The organism is Fodinibacter luteus (assembly GCF_039541575.1).
Lineage (GTDB): Bacteria > Actinomycetota > Actinomycetes > Actinomycetales > Dermatophilaceae > Fodinibacter > Fodinibacter luteus.
The window spans coordinates 85,717-103,239 of the sequence record NZ_BAABGM010000010.1; the positions used below are offsets into that span (position 1 = coordinate 85,717).

The window sequence follows — 17,523 nt, forward strand, 5'->3', positions numbered from 1 at the left end:
CCCGCCGGACCCCCGGCGCCCGGTCCACCGACCACCGGTCCACCGGTCCACCGACCACCGGTACACCCCACCACAGGAGGAACACCAATGACGACACGACGGATGGGCATGGTCGCCGCGGCGGCCGTGCTCGCGCTCGGGCTGAGCGCCTGCGGTTCGGACGACGCCGACACCGATGCCGGCTCGGCCGACTCGGGGGGCAGCGGCCTCAAGGTCGGCATCAAGTTCGACCAGCCCGGCCTCGGCCTGAAGCAGGGCAGCGAGTTCACCGGCATGGACGTCGACGTGGCCACCTTCGTCGCCAAGGAGCTCGGGGTCGACGCCGCCGACATCGAGTTCATCCAGGCACCGAGCGCCCAGCGCGAGACCCTCATCGAGACCGGCCAGGTCGACATGGTCGTCGCGACGTACTCGATCACGGACGCCCGCAAGGAGAAGATCTCCTTCGCCGGTCCGTACTTCGTCGCCGGCCAGGACCTGCTCGTGCGCGCCGACGACACGTCGATCACCGGCCCGGACACCCTGGACGGCAAGAAGCTGTGCTCGGTGACCGGCTCCACCTCGGCCCAGAAGGTCAAGGAGACCGTGCCCGGCGTCAACCTCCAGGAGTTCGCCACGTACTCCGAGTGCGTCGCGGCCCTCGCCTCGGGCGCCATCGACGCCCTGACGACGGACGACACGATCCTCGCCGGCTACGCCGCCCAGGACCAGTACAAGGGCAAGCTCAAGGTCGTCGGCCAGCCGTTCTCCGAGGAGCGCTACGGCATCGGCATCAAGAAGGGCGACACCGCCCAGTGCCAGAAGATCACCGACGCCATCAACAAGATGATCACCGACGGCGAGTGGCAGAAGATCGTCGACGCGAACCTCGGCCCGGCCGGCTACAAGCCCGGCGCGGGCAACCCGCCGACGCCCGACGCCTGCGCCTGACCGACGAGCACCGACGGTGTGCCGCCCGCCCTGTTCCGGGCGGGCGGCACGCCGCGGGACGGACCCCGACGAGAGGTGACGCATGGGCGAGATCCTGCGTGAGTACGACATCCTCGGCGCCTTCTGGGTGACGATCCAGCTGTCGGTGCTGTCGGCGATCGGCTCGCTGCTCATCGGCACGTTCATGGCGGTGCTGCGCGTCTCCCCCATCGCCGTGCTCCGGCTCATCGGCACGAGCTACGTCAACATCGTCCGCAACACCCCGCTGACGCTGCTCATGGTCTCGAGCGTGCTCGGCATCTCGTTCATCCTCGGCGTGACGCTGTCCGAGGACCTCGCCCGCAACGCCTACTGGTGGGCGGTCATCATGCTGTCTGTCTACCACGCGGCGTTCGTCTGCGAGGCACTGCGCAGTGGCGTCAACACCATCCCGGCCGGCCAGGCCGAGGCCGCTCGCTCGATCGGGCTGACCTTCGGGCAGTCGCTCACCCAGGTCCTGCTGCCGCAGGCCTTCCGTGGCTCGATCGCCCCGCTCGGGTCGACCCTCATCGCCCTCATCAAGAACACCACCGTTGCCGCGGTCATCCTCGGGACCGCCGAGGCCGCCGGCCTGCTCGCCGAGATCACCGAGAACGAGGGGGCCAGCCTGCCGACCTTCTTCCTCTTCGCCCTCGGCTTCGTCATCCTCACCCTGCCGCTCGGCATCCTGTTCACCAACCTCTCCCAGCGCCTGGCGGTGAAGCGATGAGCGCCGAGAACGTCCTGTTCGACGCTCCGGGGCCGCGGGCCCGACGGCGCCACGCCGTCATCGCGGGCCTCGGCGTCCTCGCGGCGCTGTGGGCGCTGTGGGTCGTCATCGGGAAGATGAACGAGGCCAACCAGCTCGAGGGCTACATGTGGTCGCCGTTCGTCACCGACCCCGAGGTGTGGACGCAGTACCTCCTGCCCGGGCTGTGGGAGACCGTCAAGGCCGCGACCCTGTCGGTCGTGCTCGCGGGCATCTTCGGCCTCGTCTTCGGCATGGGCCGCCTGTCACACGTGCGCGCGGTGCGGTGGGTCGCCGGCGCGGTCGTCGAGTTCTTCCGTTCCGTGCCCGTGCTGCTCATGATGATCTTCTTCTTCTTCGGCTGGTTCTCCCGCTCGGAATGGATCCCGAACGAGTACGCGCCGCTGCTCGGTGTCGTGCTCGCCCTCACCCTCTACAACGGCTCGGTCATCGCCGAGCTCGTCCGCTCGGGGGTGTACTCCCTGCCCAAGGGCCAGGCCGAGGCCGGGCTGTCGATCGGGCTCTCCCCGGGTCAGACGCTGCGCTCGATCCAGCTGCCCCAGGCGCTCACGGCGATGCTGCCCGCCCTCGTCGGCCAGCTCGTCGTCGTCCTCAAGGACACCGCACTCGGCACGATCATCCTCTACCCCGAGCTGCTCACCGCCGCCAAGACGCTCGGGTCGGCCTACGCCAACACGGTGCCCGCCTACATCGTCGTCGCCGTCATCTTCATCCTCATCAACTACGCGCTGACCCGCGTGGCCCGCTTCGTCGAGCACTGGCTCAAGCGGAGGGGGCACACCTCGGGTCCCGTGACGACGACGGCTCCCAACATCGTCACCGGCGTCGGCGAGCCGGGTGCGGTCATGGCCGAGGAGAGCGCCACGAGGTAGCGCTGGCCGACAAGGAGGGCCCGCGCCGTGACGGTGCGGGCCCTTCGTCGCTCCCCCGGTGGGACTCGAGGCAACATCACGGTTGCACCGCTCGTCTACCCCGTTCGTCTACCCCGTTCGTCGGACAGCCTCGATGGCGGCAGTAAGGCAGGCGGCGGTTCGCAGGCGGGCGACGTCATCGAGTGAGCAGGACACGCCCGGCGTCGCCCTCGATCCCGGGCATGTCCTGCTCACTCGTGTGGTCGATCTGGCCAAGGGTGATGCAGAGGGCGCGTTCTATCGCGCGGTGTGCATCACCGGACTCATCCGGGTTGGAGGCGGAACATCCGCTCCTGCCGCCGGGGCACCGACTCTCCCGTCGGTCCCGACCCTGCTGCGACGTGACGCGCGGGGCGAGCGAGCCCGCGCGCTCATCCCCCGACGCGTGGTGGTCAGGCGCTCTGTAGCGGCTGGATGTCGTCGAGTGCGCCTCCGAGGTGGTCCTTCTCGATCTCGAGGTCGTACCGGGTCTGGAGGTTGAGCCAGAACCGGTCGGTGGTCGCGAAGAAGCGAGCCAGCCGCAGCGCGGTGTCGGCCGTGATCCGGCGCTTGCCGTGGACGATCTCGTTGATCCGCCGCGGGGGGACACCGATGGAGACAGCCAGCCGGTGCTGGGTGACCTCCAATGGGACGAGGAACTCCTCGAGGAGGACCTCACCGGGGTGGATGGGCGCAATGGTTGCCATGTGTGTGCCTCCTTCTAGTGGTCGTCGACGATCCCGACGTCTTCGGGGCCACCTGGGGTCCAGACGAAGCAGACCCGCCACTGCTGGTTGATCCGGATGCTGTGTTGTCCCGCTCGATCGCCCTTGAGCGCTTCGAGCCGGTTCCCCGGCGGGACCTCGAGGTCGTCCAGGACTTCGGCGGCATCGAGCATGACGAGCTTGCGTAGGGCGGTTCGTTCGATCCGGGAGTCGAACCTCTTGGTGCGTTGTCGTGCCCAGAGCCGCTCGGTGGGTGCGTCTCCGAACGACCTGATCACCCATCGAGCATAACGCGACGCGTTATGCCCCGTCCAGCCGTGGCACGCAGCGTGCGGCCGTGCCGAGAACGTCATGCACATGCAGGTCCGTGTGGCTACCGGCACAGGGACGCCACGCGACGGCTTCAAGGCCGGCACTCGAACGTTCGCCTCCACTCATCGCGCCCCAGCCAGACCCCTCCGAAACCGCCGCTCACTGGCTGCGGCGGCTGGCTCGGACCTGCGGCACGGGAACGACGAGCGGTGCATCCGTCGCTGCAACCACCAGCCAGGCATCCGTCGCTGCACACCGCCAGGCATCCGTCGCTGCACCACCGCCAGTCATCCGTCGCTGCAACCACCAGCAGAAAGGCCCCCGAACTCGCGTTTCCGCAGTTCAGAGGCCCTTCGCCGTGCTCCCCCGGTTGGACTCGAACCAACAACCCTCCGGTTAACAGCCGAATGCTCTGCCAGTTGAGCTACAGGGGAAAGGCCACCGCGGGATCGCCGCAGCGGCGCTCGCACACGATAGCAAAGTCGCGAGCGGCCACGAAAACGGCCCCGGTCAGGTCAGCCCGGTCAGGTCAGCCCGGTCAGGTCAGCCCGGTCTGCTCGCGCACCCGCTCGAGGCCCTCGCGCAGCTGCTCCGCGACGCCCGGGTCGGTGCTGCGCACGCCTGAGCCGAGCACCGCCTGGCTGAGCAACGCACCGCTCGCGAGGTCACGCCGCACGACGACCCGGGCCGTGCGACGCTCGCCCAGGTCGAGCACCTCCGCGAGCACGACGGAGGCCTGCACCCGCTCGCGCAGCGTCTCGGGGAGCATCCCCGGCTCGCTGAGCACGAACCGCGCGGGGGGGTGCCCGTCGACCCAGCTGACCCGCAGGATGCCGTCCTCACCGCTCCACGAGCCGGCGTCGACGAGGTGCCACGGCCGCGAAAGGGTGACGCGCGCGGCATCCGGGCCGGGCTCGGCGCCGGTCGCAGGAGCGGGCTCGGCGCCGGTCGTGGGCCCGGTCGCCACGGCGTAGAGGCGGTGCCGGCCGGCGACGACCGTGCCGCCGCCCACGGCATCCACGGCCCACGCGAGGAGTCGCTCGCCGCCGCCGGGTGCGATGGCTGCGGCGACCCGGGGGGGCACCGGCGGGCGGCGCAGGCCGCTCCACTCGAGCCTCATGACGCACCCGCCTCACGCAGCGCGACCCGGTCGAGCTCGAGGCGGTGCAGGACCATGGTGCGCTCCCGGAGGTCGGCGGGGTCGGCGTCGGGGTCGTTCTGTGCGCGCCGGACGGCCGCCGTCGCGTCGGCGATGAGGCGGCCGAGGTGGGCGTCACGCACCCCCGCGACGAGCGAGTCGAGGTAGCGCTGCGGGGGAAGCCCGCTCGCGGCGTCGTAGCGCGTCGGCAGCGAGGCGACCGACAGCTCGGCGACGAGCCCGCGCACGGACAGCGGCGCGGCCTCACCGACCGCCGCGACCCAGCCGGCCGTGGAGCCGCGGCGCGCGGCGGGCGCCGCGATCCGGATGCCGTCGAGCACCGCCCGGTGGGCCGGCGCGGTGAAGGCCTCGGGCTCGAGGGAGGCGACGGTCTCGTCCCCGAACTGCTGCGGGTACTGGATGAGGGCCTGGAGCAGCTGCCGTTCGGTGAACACGACGGGGTCGCGCAGGTTCGGCACGGGCAGGGATGCCGCCGCCTCACCGGGCCCCGGCTCGGGCACCTCGTCGGTGCTCGCCGGGCGGTGGCGGCGCTCGCCGGCGTCGTCGTGGCGCAGCCGACCCGCCCGGCGCACCTCGGCGGCGAGCTGCTCGACCTCGATGCCGAGCCATCCGGAGACGGTGCGGGTGTACTCGGGCCGCAGGCTCGTGTCGCGGATCGACCCGATGATGGGCGCGACCGCCTTCATCGCCTCCACCCGTCCCTCGGCGGTGTCGAGGTCGTAGCGCCGGATCGTCGTGCGGACCGCGAACTCGAACATCGGCACCGCGTCGTCGACGAGGGCGCGCACCGACGACTCGCCCCTGGCCAGCCGCAGCTCGCACGGGTCCATGCCGTCGGGGGCGACGGCGACGAACGACTGGGCGGCCCAGCGCTGGTCCTCGCCGAAGGCCTTCATCGCGGCCTTCTGCCCCGCGGCGTCACCATCGAAGGTGAACACGACGCGTGCGGGCGGGCCGTCGGTCTCGTCGCGCATGATCCGGCGCAGCACCTTGATGTGGTCGACGCCGAACGCGGTGCCGCACGTCGCGACGGCCTCCCCGACCCCGGACAGGTGCGCCGCCATGACGTCGGTGTAGCCCTCGACGACGACGGCCCGCCGTTGCGAGGCGATGGCCTTCTTCGCCGCGTCGAGGCCGTAGAGCACGTGCGACTTCTTGTAGATCGGCGTCTCCGCGGTGTTGAGGTACTTCGCCGCGATGCGGTCGTCGTCGAAGAGGCGACGCGCGCCGAAGCCGATGGTGTCGCCGGTCGTGTCACGGATCGGCCAGACGAGCCGACCGCGGAACCGGTCGTAGAGGCCGCGGCTGCCCCGCCCGCACAACCCCGCGGTGACGAGCTCGGCCTCGGTGAAGCCCCGCTCGCGCAGGTGGCGGGCGAGGGCCTCGCCACCCTGGGGGGCGAACCCGACGCCGAACTGCTCGGCGGCGGCGCCGTCGAACCCGCGGTCGCGCAGGAAGTCGCGCCCGGCGCGGGCCTCGGGTCGGCCGGTGTCGAGCAGGAGGGAGGCGTAGAACTCCTGGGCCACCCGGTGCGCCTCGACGAGCCGCGCTCGGGTGCCGAGCGAGACCCCGCCCTCGCGGGGCCCGCCGCCCTCGTCGTAGCGCAGCTCGAGGCCGAGCTTGCCGGCGAGCCGCTCGATCGCCTCGGTGAACGTCAGGTGCTCGACGTTCTGGACGAACGCGATGACGTCGCCACTCTCGCCGCAGCCGAAGCAGTGGTACGTGCCGACGGCCGGGCGCACCGTGAAGCTGGGGGTTTTCTCGTCGTGGAACGGGCACAGCCCCTTGAGCGACCCGACGCCGGCAGGCCGCAGCGTCACGTGGTCGCGGACGACGTCCTCGATGGACGTGCGCTCCTTGACCGTCGTGATGTCCTCGGACCTGATCCGACCCGCCACGCATCCTCCTGACGTATGCCGCGAGTCTAGGTCGTGCCGGGGCGGCACCAGCGCCGGTGCAGGGCGAGGGCCCGGACGTCGGTCAGCGAGGCGACCTGGTCGACGAGCACCCGCAGCGCGCCGGCATCCCCCGCGGCCGCGTCCCAGTCGGCGCGCAGGTCGGGGTCGAGCCGGTCGGGGTCGGCCCCGTAGGCCGCGAGGAGCTCCGCGACGACCTCGCGTTGCCGGGCGTGGAGGGCGACGCGCTCGGCCGCGTGCATGACGTAGTGGGCGGCGACCGCCTTGAGCACGGCGCACTCGGCCCGTGACGCGCGGGGGACGACGAGACGCCCCGCGTGCCGGGTGAGCGGCCCCGGGCCGTGCTCGGCGCGGGTCGCCTGCTCGACGGCCACGACGAACCGCCCGATGAGGTGCGAGGTCATGTCCTTGAGGGCGGCGAGCGCCGGGCGGGAACCGTCGAAGGTGGCCGGGACGGCGCCGGTCGCGAGGAGCCGCTCGAGGGCGGCACCGAGCTCGTCGGCGCCGAGGTCGGGCTCGTAGATCTCGCCGGCGACGCCGAGCACGGCCTCGACGTCGGCGCGGTCGCGCAGCCGGCGCGGGTCGAGCCAGCCGGACGCCACGGCATCCTCGACGTCGTGCACCGAGTAGGCGACGTCGTCGGACCAGTCCATGACCTCGGCCTCGACGGACCGCCGGCCCTCGGGCGCGCCGGCGCGGAACCAGCCGAAGACGTCGAGGTCGTCGTCGTAGACGCCGAACTTCACGGTGGGGTGCGGGGAGGCGCCGCGCCGCCACGGGTACTTCGTCGCCGCGTCGAGGCTGGCCCGGGTGAGGTTGAGCCCGGCGGAGCGACCGTCAGGGCGGGCGCGCTTGGCCTCGAGCCGGGTCAGCAGCCGCAGGGTCTGGGCGTTGCCCTCGAAGCCGCCGATGCCTGCCGCGACGGCGTCGAGGGCGGTCTCCCCGTTGTGCCCGAACGGGGGGTGGCCGAGGTCGTGCGCGAGGCACGCGGTGTCGACGACGTCGGCGTTGCAGCCCAGGGCCGCGCCGAACTCCCGGCCGATCTGGGCCACCTCGAGGGAGTGGGTGAGCCGGTTGCGCACGAAGTCGTCGCTGCCCGGCTGGACGACCTGGGTCTTCGCGGAGAGCCGCCGCAGGCTCGCCGAGTGCAGCAGGCGGGCCCGGTCTCGGGCGAAGTCGTCGCGGTCGGCACGCTTGTGGGCGGGGTCCTCGGCGACCCAGCGCTCCCGGTCGCGCTCGGTGTAGGTCACGGCCGCGAGCCTACGGCGCGGGGATGCCGTCCGGCCCCGTCGCGGGCTCCGGCTGCGGTGCCTCGGTGGCTGGCACGGCGGCGTCAGCAGCGGTGGCGGCGGCAGCAGCGGCGGAGGCACCGCGCTCAACCCACCGGGGCGGGGTGCCGTAGCGCTGCGGTGGGACGAGCCGCCCGGCGGCGCAGTCGTCGACGAGCTGGGCCATCCGGCGCTCGCGGGTCGCCTGCTGCTTGGCGGTCATGACCCAGTGGGTGACCTGCCGCCGGTAGGTGGGCGTCGCGACCTCCCAGAACGCCGCCGCGGCGGGGTGCCCGGCGAGCCGGGCCGCCAGCTCGGGCGCGAGCTCGACCCCGTCGCCCTCGAAGCTGTAGACGCCGCTGCGGTCGGAGCGCCGCCGGGCGAAGGCCGCCAGCCCGCTCGGTCGCATCCGCCCCTGGGCCGTGAGCTCCTCGACCGCGGCGATGTTGACGGTGCTCCAGTTGCTGCCGGGCTTGCGGGGGGTCCAGCGCTGGCGGGTCGTGTCGTCGTCGATGCGCTGCGCCTTGCTGTCGATCCAGCCCCAGCACAGGGCCTCGCGCACGGCATCGGCCCAGGTGAGCCCGCGGTCGGCGACGTGCTTCTTGCGCAGGCCCATCCACAGCTCGGTGGCCGTGTCGTGGTGGAGCTCGAGCCAGCGACCGAACTCGGCGGCGTCGCCGAAGAACAGCGCGGGCCGGTCGGGGGTGCCCCCCGGGGTGCCGACCTGCTCTGCCATGCAGCCCAACCTAGCGACGCCGTCCGACACCCGGGTAGCGACGCCGTCCGACAGCCGGGTAGCGACGCCGTCCGACACCCCGGCTGCGGCGGCGGACGACCCAGCCGTCAGTCACCACTCGGCGAAACCGGGGTTCTGGCACCGGTTCCGCCGACCCTTGTCGTCGGCTCAGGTCGCGGACACCCGCCGGGCGGGGCACCTCGGCGAGCACGCCAGGACCGACCCCGGGTAGCCGCGCGCCCTGAGGGCGGCGTGCACGTCGACGGCCAGGCCGCACGGGTCCCCCTCGACGTCGACCCATCCGGCGCGCAGGGTGACGCGCCCCGTGCCGGCCGCCTGCCGGTCCCGGCGCCGGTCGAACGCGACGGACTCCCCCTCGTGCCCGAGCCGTCCGTCGACCTCCACCACGACGAGCCACTCCTCGTACTCGAAGTCACGCCGTCTGGACCCGTCGGGGCGCTGGATCGTCGCAGGTGGCAGCCCGTGGGGCCGCTCGACCCGGCGGACGTACGACACCTCCAGGACGCTCTCCGCCCCCTCGGCCACGACGCCGAGCGCGACCGTGAGGATGTGGCGGTGGCGGTGGCGCGCCCGAGCCGCGAGCGCCGCGTCCAGGGCGGCCGGCGTGGTGCGCCGCTTCTGCACCCACCGGGCCGCGGTGGCGACGGCATCGCGCCACTCGGCCCCGGGTGCCTCGGCGAGGTCGAGCACCGTCTGCTCGGCGGTCGTGACCGGAAGTCCCCTGCGCCTCACCACCTCCAGCCCGACGTGCCGCCGGTACCGGGTGCCGGGCAGTCGCGTCACCGACCTGCGCGCAGGCACGGCGACCGTGATGACGGGTGGCGCCCCGGACGCCACCCCGTGGAGGTGCTCTGCCGCCCGCAGGCTGAGGGCACACCCGTCGCCACCGCGCAGAACCGCGGCGTGAGCCCGGCCGAGCCAGTCGAGCTCGCCGGTCTGCGCACAGTAGAGCCCCTGCCCCAGACGACTCCACCGCCCCGAGGACACGCGCCACCGGATGCCGTCCTCGGTGAGGCCTGCGGCGAGGGCCTGGGCCGTCGTGCACACCCCGTGCTGCGACCTGATGAGTGCGTCGAGCTCCATGGCCCTGAGAATGCCCGGGTCGAGCGGAGCGGCTCGGCCGTCATCCACAGGACGCGCACCGGATGTGGCAGCGGTCGTCGAAACCCGTGCCATGACCCCGGCTTCGACGACCGGTGTGCGCCACGACCGGTGTCGTCCGAAGGACCCGCGCCGCCGGGCTCGACGCGGTCAGCCCCCGGAGACGCTGAGCTCGGCCTGGGCCACCTGGGCCGACTGCGCCGCGTCGAGGTCGCGCGAGCGCAGCCAGTTCTCCGGCAGGGCCACGACCCGGGGTGACCCGGCCCTCCCCCGCTGCCCCTCCGCGGCCGCACCGGGCCAGGGCGCGTCGAGGGCCATCGTGCCGATGAGGTCGTCGAGCGCCGGGAGGCTGTCGACGAGGGCGAGCTGGTTGCGCACGGTCGAGCCGGCCGGAAACCCCTTGAGGTACCAGGCGACGTGCTTGCGGATGTCGCGACAGGCCCGCAGCTCGTCGCCGTCGTAGAAGTCGACGAGGTAGACCGCGTGCCGGCGCAGGGTCGCCGTCACCTCGCGCAGGCCGGGCCGCACCCGGGCGTCGGACCCGGCGAACGCCGCCGCGAGGTCGGTGAACAGCCAGGGCCGGCCCAGGCAGCCGCGGCCGACGACGACGCCGTCGCACCCGGTCTGCCGCACCATGTCCAGCGCGTCCTCGGCCGACCAGATGTCCCCGTTGCCGAGCACGGGCACCGTCGTCACGCTCTCCTTGAGGCGGGCGATCGCCGACCAGTCGGCCCGGCCCGAGTACGCCTGCGCCGCCGTGCGGCCGTGGAGCGCGACCGCCGCGGCGCCCTCCCCCTCGGCGATCCGGCCGGCGTCGAGGTAGGTCACGTGCTCGGCGTCGATGCCGACGCGCATCTTGACGGTGACGGGCACGGCATACGGCTCCGCCTCGCGGACGACGGCCGCGACGATGCCGCGGAAGAGCTCGGTCTTCCACGGCAGCGCGGCACCCCCGCCCTTGCGGGTCACCTTGGGCACGGGGCACCCGAAGTTGAGGTCGATGTGGTCGGCGCGGTCCTCGGTGACGAGCATCCGGGCCGCGAGGCCCGCCGTCGCCGGGTCGACGGAGTACAGCTGCACCGAGCGGGGGTGCTCCTGCGGGTCGTGCGAGATGAGCCGCAGCGTCTCCGGCGTGCGCTCGACGAGCGCCCGCGAGGTGACCATCTCCGAGACGTACAGGCTCGTCGCCCCGGACGCGCCCCCAGCCTCGAGCCCCGCGGAGCCGTACTCCCGGCACAGGCGGCGGAAGGCCCGGTTCGTGATGCCGGCCATCGGCGCGAGGACGACCGGCGACTCGACGACGTGCCGGCCGATGTGCAGGGGCGGCAGGACGGGAGCGGCGGACGGAGCCGCGGGCTCGGGGACGGCGGTGGTGGCGGACGCGACAGGCATGATGCCGTCCATTGTCCCCCGACTAGGGTGGGGCCGTGGCACGACGGCCGGACGGGGGCTCGCGGGAGGATGCCGGCGTCCACGTCACGTGGCTCGGGCACGCCACCGTCCTGCTCGAGGTCGCGGGGGTGCGCCTCCTCACCGACCCCCTGCTCCGAGCGCGCTTCGGCCCCCTGCGCCGGCGCGGCGACCTCCCGGTGCACCGGCACGTCGACGACGTCGACGCCGTCCTGCTCAGCCACCTCCACCACGACCACGCCGACCTGCCGTCGCTGCGCCGCCTCGGGCACGTGCCCGTGCTCACCGACCCCGCGAACGTGCCGTGGGTCGACCGCCAGCACCTCGGGGTCGGCGACGCGTCGGCCGACGAGTGGCGGCCCGTGGCCCCCGGAGTCGAGGTGCTCCTCGTACGCGCCGACCACGACGCCCGCCCCATGCCGCACCGGCCGAACGGCACGACCGGGATGCTCGTGCGCGGCGGCGGGGTCGTCGTCTGGTTCGCCGGCGACACCTCCCTCCACGACGAGATGACCCTGCTCCCCGAGCTGGCCGGCGCCCCGGTCGACCTCGCGCTGCTGCCGGTCGGCGGCTGGGGGCCGCGCCTGTCCCCGGGGCACATGGGTCCGGCCGAGGCCGCCGAGGCCGCGGCCCGCAGCGGGGCGCGGCACGTCGTGCCGATCCACTACGGGACGCTGCACCCCACCGGCTGGCCCGCGACGAGGCTGGGCTGGACGACCGACCCCGGCCACCGCCTCGTCGAGGTGCTCCCGCGGTGGAGCGACGCCACGCTCCACGTCCCCGACGTCGGCGGCGCCGTGCGGGTCACCCCGAGGGGCGGCGTGCCGACGTGACGAGCTCCCACAGCGCGGCCGCCGTCTCGTGCGGGTGCGTCAGGGGGAAGACGTGCAGGCCGTGTCGCACGGTGACGACTCGCACCCATCGGGCCGACCGCGCCGCGCGGGCGTAGCGCCGGACGTCGACCCGCAGCTGGTCGAGCTGGCCGTTGACGAGGAGCACCGGAGCGGTCACGTCGGCGAGCATCTCGGGCCGGCACCGGCCCATGACACCGGCCCACGCCGCCGGGATGCCGTCGAAGCCGTACCCGGCCTCCTTGATGACGTGGGCGAGCTCCTCGGGCAGCAGGGCGGCGAACTGGCGGTCCAGGGCCCGGGACATCCGGTCGACGCCGAGCCGCTGCTCCACCCCCGCGATCGCCCGGTAGAGCGCGGCCCCGGGACCGGCGGGCACCGCGGAGGCCCCGAGCAGCCCGAGCCCGGCGAGCCGGCGCGGGTGCTCGGCGGCCCACGCGAGCGCCAGGTACCCGCCGAGGCTGTGGCCGACGAGCACGACGGGCAGACCGGGCGTCCCGCCCTCCACCGCGTCACCGACGACCTCGAGCGCCCGCTCCCACGTGAACGCCTCGTCGCGGCGCGACCCGTGCGCGGGCAGGTCCGGCACGGCGAGCTCGACGTCGGGGCCGAGGAGCGCGGCGTACCGCCACCACTGGGCACCGCTCAGCTGCGACCCGTGGACGAGGACGACGCGCACCGGGGCTCCCACGCCGTCATCCTCCCCCAGCCGCCCCGGACCACGGTGGTTGGATGGACGGGTGCGAGCCCTCGTGACCCCCGACGACCTCGCCGCCGACCTCGAGCGGGGCGCGGTGCGGGTCGTCGACGTCCAGTACGCGCTCACCGGCACGCCCGGCCGCGAGCTGTATGCCGTCGCGCACGTCCCCGGCGCACCCCACCTCGACCTCGACGCGGCGCTCGCGGGACCGCCCGGGGTGCGCGGACGGCATCCGCTGCCCGACCCCGGCGTCCTCGAGGTCGCCCTGCGGGAGTGCGGCCTCGACGACGACACCGAGGTCGTCGTCTACGACCAGCGGACCTCGCTCGGCGCCGGACGCGCCTGGTGGGTGCTGCGCTGGGCCGGGCACCCGGGCGTGCGCGTGCTCGACGGCGGCCTCGCGGCCTGGCGTCGGGCCGGGCTGCCGCTGACCGCCGAGGTGCCTCGCCCCGCCCCCGGCACGATCACCGTGCGCCCCGGCTCGGTGCCGGTGCTCGACGCCGTGTCCGCGGCCGGCATGGCCCGCTCGGGCGTCCTGCTCGACGTGCGCACCCCCGAGCGTCACCGCGGCGACAGCGAGCCGATCGACCGGGTCGCCGGACGCGTGCCGGGATCGGTCAACCTGCCGATGGCCGACCTGCTCGCCGCCGACGGCACCTTCCTTCCCCCCGACGGCATCCGGGGGCGAGCGGCGCGGGTGGGGGTGCACCGCGACACCCCGGTCGGCACGATGTGCGGCTCGGGCGTGACCGCCGCCCAGATGGCCCTCGCCCTGCACACGGCCGGCATCGACGCGATCCCCTACATCGGGTCGTGGAGCGAGTGGATCGAGGACCCCGGGCGTCCGGTGGCCACCGGCCCGACGCCGTGACGAGGGGCAGCCCGGGCCCCCTCAGAGGATGAAGGACCCGGAGAACGCCCCCTCGCCCGAGTCACGGTCGACCTCCGCGACGCGCCACAGGCGCCCACCGGCGACGTCCCAGGCGAGGACCCGTCGGATGGGGAACTCGAACCCGGTTCGCTGGGAGCGTGACTCGAACAGCAGCACGCCCCCCGGCTGCCACGCCAGGGCGCGGAAGCACCGGTCCGGGACGAGGTCGGTCCGCTGCGCCGCGAGGACGCTCGGCACCGGCTGCGTGCCCGGCGGCACGGCGACGAGCCCCTGGGACCGGCCCGCGGCACGCTGGTAGCCGGCGGTCAGGTAGGCGAAGACGGCCACCCACCCCGCGGCGTCGGAGACCGAGAGCCCGTTCGGCACGACGGGGGGGCCGACCAGCTCGCGGCTGCCCGTGAGCGCGCCCGTGCGGGAGTGGGTGCGCAGCACGGCCCCCGGGTCGCCGAGCGCGAGGTCGGCCCAGCCCGCGTGGACCGGTCCCTCGGCGCCCCGCACCGTGCCCCGGACCGTGTCGACGACCCAGCTCTCGTACCGGCCGTGGGCGACGACCGTGACATCGTCGACGGCCCACCCGACCGACCTCAGGGCCAGGTCGGGCACCGCCACCTCGACGACCGACCCGTCGCGCGCGTCGAGCACGACGATCCCGAACGGCCGGAGGAAGACGACGCGGTGGCGGCCGGCGGCGATGGTGCGCGGATGGAGGTCGGTCTCCTCGCCGAGGTTCGGCAGCACCGCCATGGGGGCGAGCACGTACTGCCCCCGCACACCCGGGCAGAGCAGCACCGGGCTGACGGCGCCGTCTGCCGTGGGGGCGAAGAGCACCGCGCGGACCGGGCCGCGGATGCCGCGCAGGCCACCCTCGCCCAGCACGGGCGCCGTGGCGGGGTGCCCGGCCCGGAGGTGGCCGGGGAGCCCGAGGCCGTCGGCACCCGGAAACCGCGGCAGGCGGACCTCGGACCGTGGGTCGGGCGCCAGGAAGACGGCGACGCCGTCGACCTCGACCGACGGCAACCGGCCGTCCACGAGCGCGGGCGGGGTGCTCTCGACCGGGACCGGGCGCCGGTCGGTGGGATCGCGCGCCACGACACTCGCGACCACGCCCGCCGCCGCCACGACGCCGACGCCGAGCACCGTGCGACGGACCACGGTGCGGTGCCGGGTGCGGGCCTCCGCCAGGGCGTCGCCGGCGAGGTCGGGGTCGGGCAGGTCGTCGCTCGCGAGCTCGAGGAGCGGCCCGATCTCGCTCGTCATCGGGTCCGGCGCGGCCTGCGGCCAGGGGTCGGTCAACGCGGCCCGCAGCAGGGCCATCGCCTCCCCGGCCTGCGCCTCCACGGTCGCGACCGAGCACCCGAGGACCTCGGCGGCCTCCGGCTCGGAGCGGGCGTCGAGGGCGAGGAGGACGAGCACGGCGCGCTGCCGGGCGGTCAGGGTGCGCAGGGCCCGCTGGACGTCGCGGCGCAGCCGCGCCTCGTCGGCCCGCCAGGCGTCGTCGTCCGGCTCCTCCCACACCGGTGCGGACAGCGCGCTCTCGAGGCGCTGTCGCACCTCCTCGGCATCCCACGGGGCGCGATCGGGATCGACCGGCTCCGTCCCGGTCGGCCCGGTGCCGGTGCCGGTGCCGCGGTCTCGCGCCGACCTGAGGGCCTCGCGGTACAGGGACCGACGCACGAAGGCGTCCGGCAGCTCGTGGCGGACCGAGTCCCAGTGGCGCGCGAGCGTGACGAGCGCGGCGTGCACGAGGTCCTCGGCCCGGTGCGCGTCACCGCACACGAGGAACGCCGACCGCACCAGCGTGCGCTCGCGCGCCTGGGCGAACTCCTCGAAGTCGGCGTCGGAGGACCTGTGCGGACCCGACGCGGTCACCACGCACCTCCTCGCCTCGTCGCGCCCCCTCCCACTGTCCCGCCGACCCACCGGCCGTGACCAAGGATGTGGTGGCGGTCTCGCCGGGCGTCACCCCGTGTACATGCCGGTGAACTCCCCGACCCCGGACGCCGCCCGGTCGACGTCGGCGACCCGCCACAGCCGGGCCCCGATCACGTCCCACGCGAGGACGCGCCGCACCGTGCCCTGGAACCCCGCCCGCTCCGAGCGCGCCTCGAAGAGGATGACGTCCTGCGGGCCCCACGCGAGCGGCCGGTAGCAGGCGTTCGGGACGAGCGCGCTCCGGGTCGCGGCGAGGACCCTGGGGACGGGGCGCAGGTCGCCCTGGACCGCGACGAGCCCCTGGGTGCGTTCGACGTCGCGCTGGACGGTGTCCGGGAGGAACGCGCCCACGGCGACCCACCCCTCGGTGTTCGACACGGACGGCCCGGTGGGCAGGACCGGCGGTCCCCGCAGCTCGCGGCTACCGGTCAGCTCGCCCCGGCCGGAGTAGGTGCGCAGCAGCGGGGACCCGTCGACGTCGGCGAGGTCGGCCCAGTCGGCGTGCACGGGGTCGTCGGAGTGCCGCACGACCCCGCGGCCCGGGTCGATGAGCCAGTTGTCGTCCCGCCCGCGCGCGACGACGGTGACGCCGTCGCGCGCCCAGCCCGCCGTCTTGAGCGTCGGGTCCGGCACCTCGACCTCGACGACCGAGCCGTCCCGCGCGTCGAGCACGACGACCCGTCCCGACTGGTGGAACACGATCCGGTGCCGGTCCTCGGCGACGGCGCGGGGGTCCATGGCGGGGGGCGACCCGTCCGGGAGCCGGAGCTGGATGCCGGGCACGAGGATGTGCGTCACCGCCGCGCCCGGTGCGTAGAGCACGGGGTTGAGCCGCCTGCCCTCGGCGCCGACGAGGAAGACGGCCCGCACCGGCTCGGAGACCCCGGCCAGCCCGCCCTCGCCGAGCACCGCTCGGGTCGTCGGGTCGCCGGGCCCGAGGTGGCGCGGGATCGCGAGCTCGTCGGCCCCCGGGTACGGCGGGAGCCGCCCCTCGGCCCGGGGGTCGGGGGCCATGAACACGGTGATCCCGTCGACCTCCACGAAGGCCAGCCGCCCGTCGGCACCGGCCGTCGTCGCGGCCGCCGATGGGGGGGCACGGAGCGGGTCGGGCGGGGGCTCGCGCACGACGACGGCGACGACGGCCGCCGCGGCCGCCACGAGCCCGGAACCGAGCACGGTGCGCCGCACGACGGACCGGTGCCGCCACCGGGCCTGCGCCCAGGCCTGCTCGGCGAAGTCGACGTCCGCGAGGTCGTCCGCCGCCAGCTCGAGGAGCTCCCTCACCTCCTCCGTCAACGGGCTCGGGGCATCCGCCGGCCACGGGTCGGTGATCCCCGCCCGCAGGGCGGGCAGGGCCTCGTCGCCCTGGGCTCGCACCGTGGCCACCGACCAGCCGAGGACCTCGGCCGCGTCGCGCTCGCCGCGCTCGTCGAAGGCGCGCAGCACGACGACGGCCCGCTGGCGCGGCGTCAGCGCGTCGAGCGCGTCCAGGACCTCCGCCCGTCGCCTCGCCTCCTCGGCCTCCCACGTGTCCACCGGCACGTCCCGGGCCACGTCGGTCGGGGCGGCCGCCACGTCCCCCTCGGGCCGCCGGGCGCGCCACGAGGCGATGGCGTCGCGGTAGAGGGCGCGGCGCACGAACGCGTCGGGCTGCTCGTCGCGCACCTGGTCCCAGTGCCCCGCCAGCCTCACGAGCGCCGCACGCAGGAGGTCCTCGGCGAGCTGCGGGTCGCCGGTCACGAGGAACGCGGCGCGCTGCAGCGTGCGCTGGCGGGCCTGCACGTACTCGACGAAGTCGAGCTCGGCCGGCCACCCGGCATCCGTCCCGGCCACGGTCCACCTCCTCGCCTCGTCGCGCCGTGCTCCACTCTCCCAACGACGCACCGGTGGCGA

At 74.5% G+C, this 17,523-nt stretch carries 16 protein-coding genes and 1 tRNA gene; 5 read left to right on the forward strand and 12 right to left on the reverse strand.

The features are described 5' to 3' along the window. Positions 1–87: 87 nt before the first annotated feature. The 3 genes from ABD899_RS07495 to ABD899_RS07505 all read left to right on the forward strand — a co-directional run bounded on the left by ABD899_RS07495 (position 88) and on the right by ABD899_RS07505 (position 2,589). Positions 88–930 carry a glutamate ABC transporter substrate-binding protein gene (locus tag ABD899_RS07495; protein ID WP_345204192.1) on the forward strand — a complete coding sequence of 281 codons (843 nt, stop codon included), beginning with the start codon at positions 88–90 and terminating at the stop codon, positions 928–930. 82 nt (positions 931–1,012) lie between these two features. After that, positions 1,013–1,678, forward strand: coding sequence for an amino acid ABC transporter permease (locus ABD899_RS07500; protein ID WP_345204194.1), 666 nt, complete (start codon positions 1,013–1,015; stop codon positions 1,676–1,678). Next, positions 1,675–2,589 (forward strand): amino acid ABC transporter permease, encoded by a 915-nt coding sequence (locus tag ABD899_RS07505; RefSeq protein ID WP_345204195.1) that lies wholly within the window; start codon positions 1,675–1,677, stop codon positions 2,587–2,589. The genes ABD899_RS07500 and ABD899_RS07505 overlap by 4 nt, the downstream gene beginning before the upstream one ends. Positions 2,590–3,020: 431 nt before the next feature. Here ABD899_RS07505 and ABD899_RS07510 read toward each other — a convergent pair whose 3' ends face one another. From ABD899_RS07510 to dusB, 9 genes are all read right to left on the reverse strand, one after another. Continuing rightward, positions 3,021–3,314 (reverse strand): HigA family addiction module antitoxin, encoded by a 294-nt coding sequence (locus ABD899_RS07510; RefSeq protein ID WP_345204197.1) that lies wholly within the window; start codon positions 3,312–3,314, stop codon positions 3,021–3,023. Positions 3,315–3,328: 14 nt separating this feature from the next. Continuing rightward, entirely contained in the window at positions 3,329–3,610 is a 282-nt protein-coding gene (locus ABD899_RS07515; protein WP_345204199.1) for a type II toxin-antitoxin system RelE/ParE family toxin, read from the reverse strand. A 395-nt stretch (positions 3,611–4,005) separates the two neighbouring features. After that, positions 4,006–4,078 (reverse strand) — tRNA-Asn (locus ABD899_RS07520). A gap of 104 nt (positions 4,079–4,182) precedes the next feature. After that, positions 4,183–4,764 carry a hypothetical protein gene (locus tag ABD899_RS07525; RefSeq protein ID WP_345204200.1) on the reverse strand — a complete coding sequence of 194 codons (582 nt, stop codon included), beginning with the start codon at positions 4,762–4,764 and terminating at the stop codon, positions 4,183–4,185. Next, positions 4,761–6,701, reverse strand: coding sequence for a DNA primase (dnaG, locus tag ABD899_RS07530; protein WP_345204201.1), 1,941 nt, complete (start codon positions 6,699–6,701; stop codon positions 4,761–4,763). The genes ABD899_RS07525 and dnaG overlap by 4 nt, the downstream gene beginning before the upstream one ends. A gap of 26 nt (positions 6,702–6,727) precedes the next feature. Next, positions 6,728–7,969, reverse strand: a complete 1,242-nt coding sequence (locus tag ABD899_RS07535; RefSeq protein WP_345204202.1) for a deoxyguanosinetriphosphate triphosphohydrolase — start codon at positions 7,967–7,969, stop codon at positions 6,728–6,730. 10 nt (positions 7,970–7,979) lie between these two features. Next, a complete protein-coding gene (locus ABD899_RS07540; RefSeq protein WP_345204203.1) occupies positions 7,980–8,723 on the reverse strand; it encodes a YdeI/OmpD-associated family protein in 744 nt (247 codons plus the stop codon). A gap of 168 nt (positions 8,724–8,891) precedes the next feature. After that, positions 8,892–9,827, reverse strand: coding sequence for a type IV toxin-antitoxin system AbiEi family antitoxin domain-containing protein (locus tag ABD899_RS07545; RefSeq protein ID WP_345204205.1), 936 nt, complete (start codon positions 9,825–9,827; stop codon positions 8,892–8,894). 168 nt (positions 9,828–9,995) lie between these two features. Beyond that, entirely contained in the window at positions 9,996–11,237 is a 1,242-nt protein-coding gene (gene dusB / locus ABD899_RS07550) for a tRNA dihydrouridine synthase DusB (protein ID WP_345204207.1), read from the reverse strand. Positions 11,238–11,272: 35 nt separating this feature from the next. On the opposite strand from dusB, the gene ABD899_RS07555 reads away from it, so the two are divergent. After that, positions 11,273–12,088, forward strand: coding sequence for an MBL fold metallo-hydrolase (locus tag ABD899_RS07555; RefSeq protein WP_345204209.1), 816 nt, complete (start codon positions 11,273–11,275; stop codon positions 12,086–12,088). On the opposite strand, the gene ABD899_RS07560 is transcribed toward ABD899_RS07555, so the two are convergent. After that, positions 12,060–12,797 (reverse strand): alpha/beta fold hydrolase, encoded by a 738-nt coding sequence (locus ABD899_RS07560; RefSeq protein WP_345204210.1) that lies wholly within the window; start codon positions 12,795–12,797, stop codon positions 12,060–12,062. The genes ABD899_RS07555 and ABD899_RS07560 overlap by 29 nt on opposite strands. Before the next feature lie 49 nt (positions 12,798–12,846). Between ABD899_RS07560 and ABD899_RS07565 the strand changes: the two genes are divergently transcribed. Continuing rightward, entirely contained in the window at positions 12,847–13,677 is an 831-nt protein-coding gene (locus ABD899_RS07565) for a sulfurtransferase (protein WP_345204211.1), read from the forward strand. A 21-nt stretch (positions 13,678–13,698) separates the two neighbouring features. Here the strand turns inward: ABD899_RS07565 and ABD899_RS07570 are convergent, their stop codons facing one another. Together ABD899_RS07570 and ABD899_RS07575 are read right to left on the reverse strand one after the other, a co-directional pair. After that, positions 13,699–15,567: a sigma-70 family RNA polymerase sigma factor gene (locus ABD899_RS07570; RefSeq protein ID WP_345204213.1), complete on the reverse strand. Its 1,869-nt coding sequence runs from the start codon at positions 15,565–15,567 to the stop codon at positions 13,699–13,701. 90 nt (positions 15,568–15,657) lie between these two features. Further along, positions 15,658–17,463 (reverse strand): sigma factor-like helix-turn-helix DNA-binding protein, encoded by a 1,806-nt coding sequence (locus ABD899_RS07575; RefSeq protein WP_345204215.1) that lies wholly within the window; start codon positions 17,461–17,463, stop codon positions 15,658–15,660. Positions 17,464–17,523 lie beyond the last annotated feature (60 nt).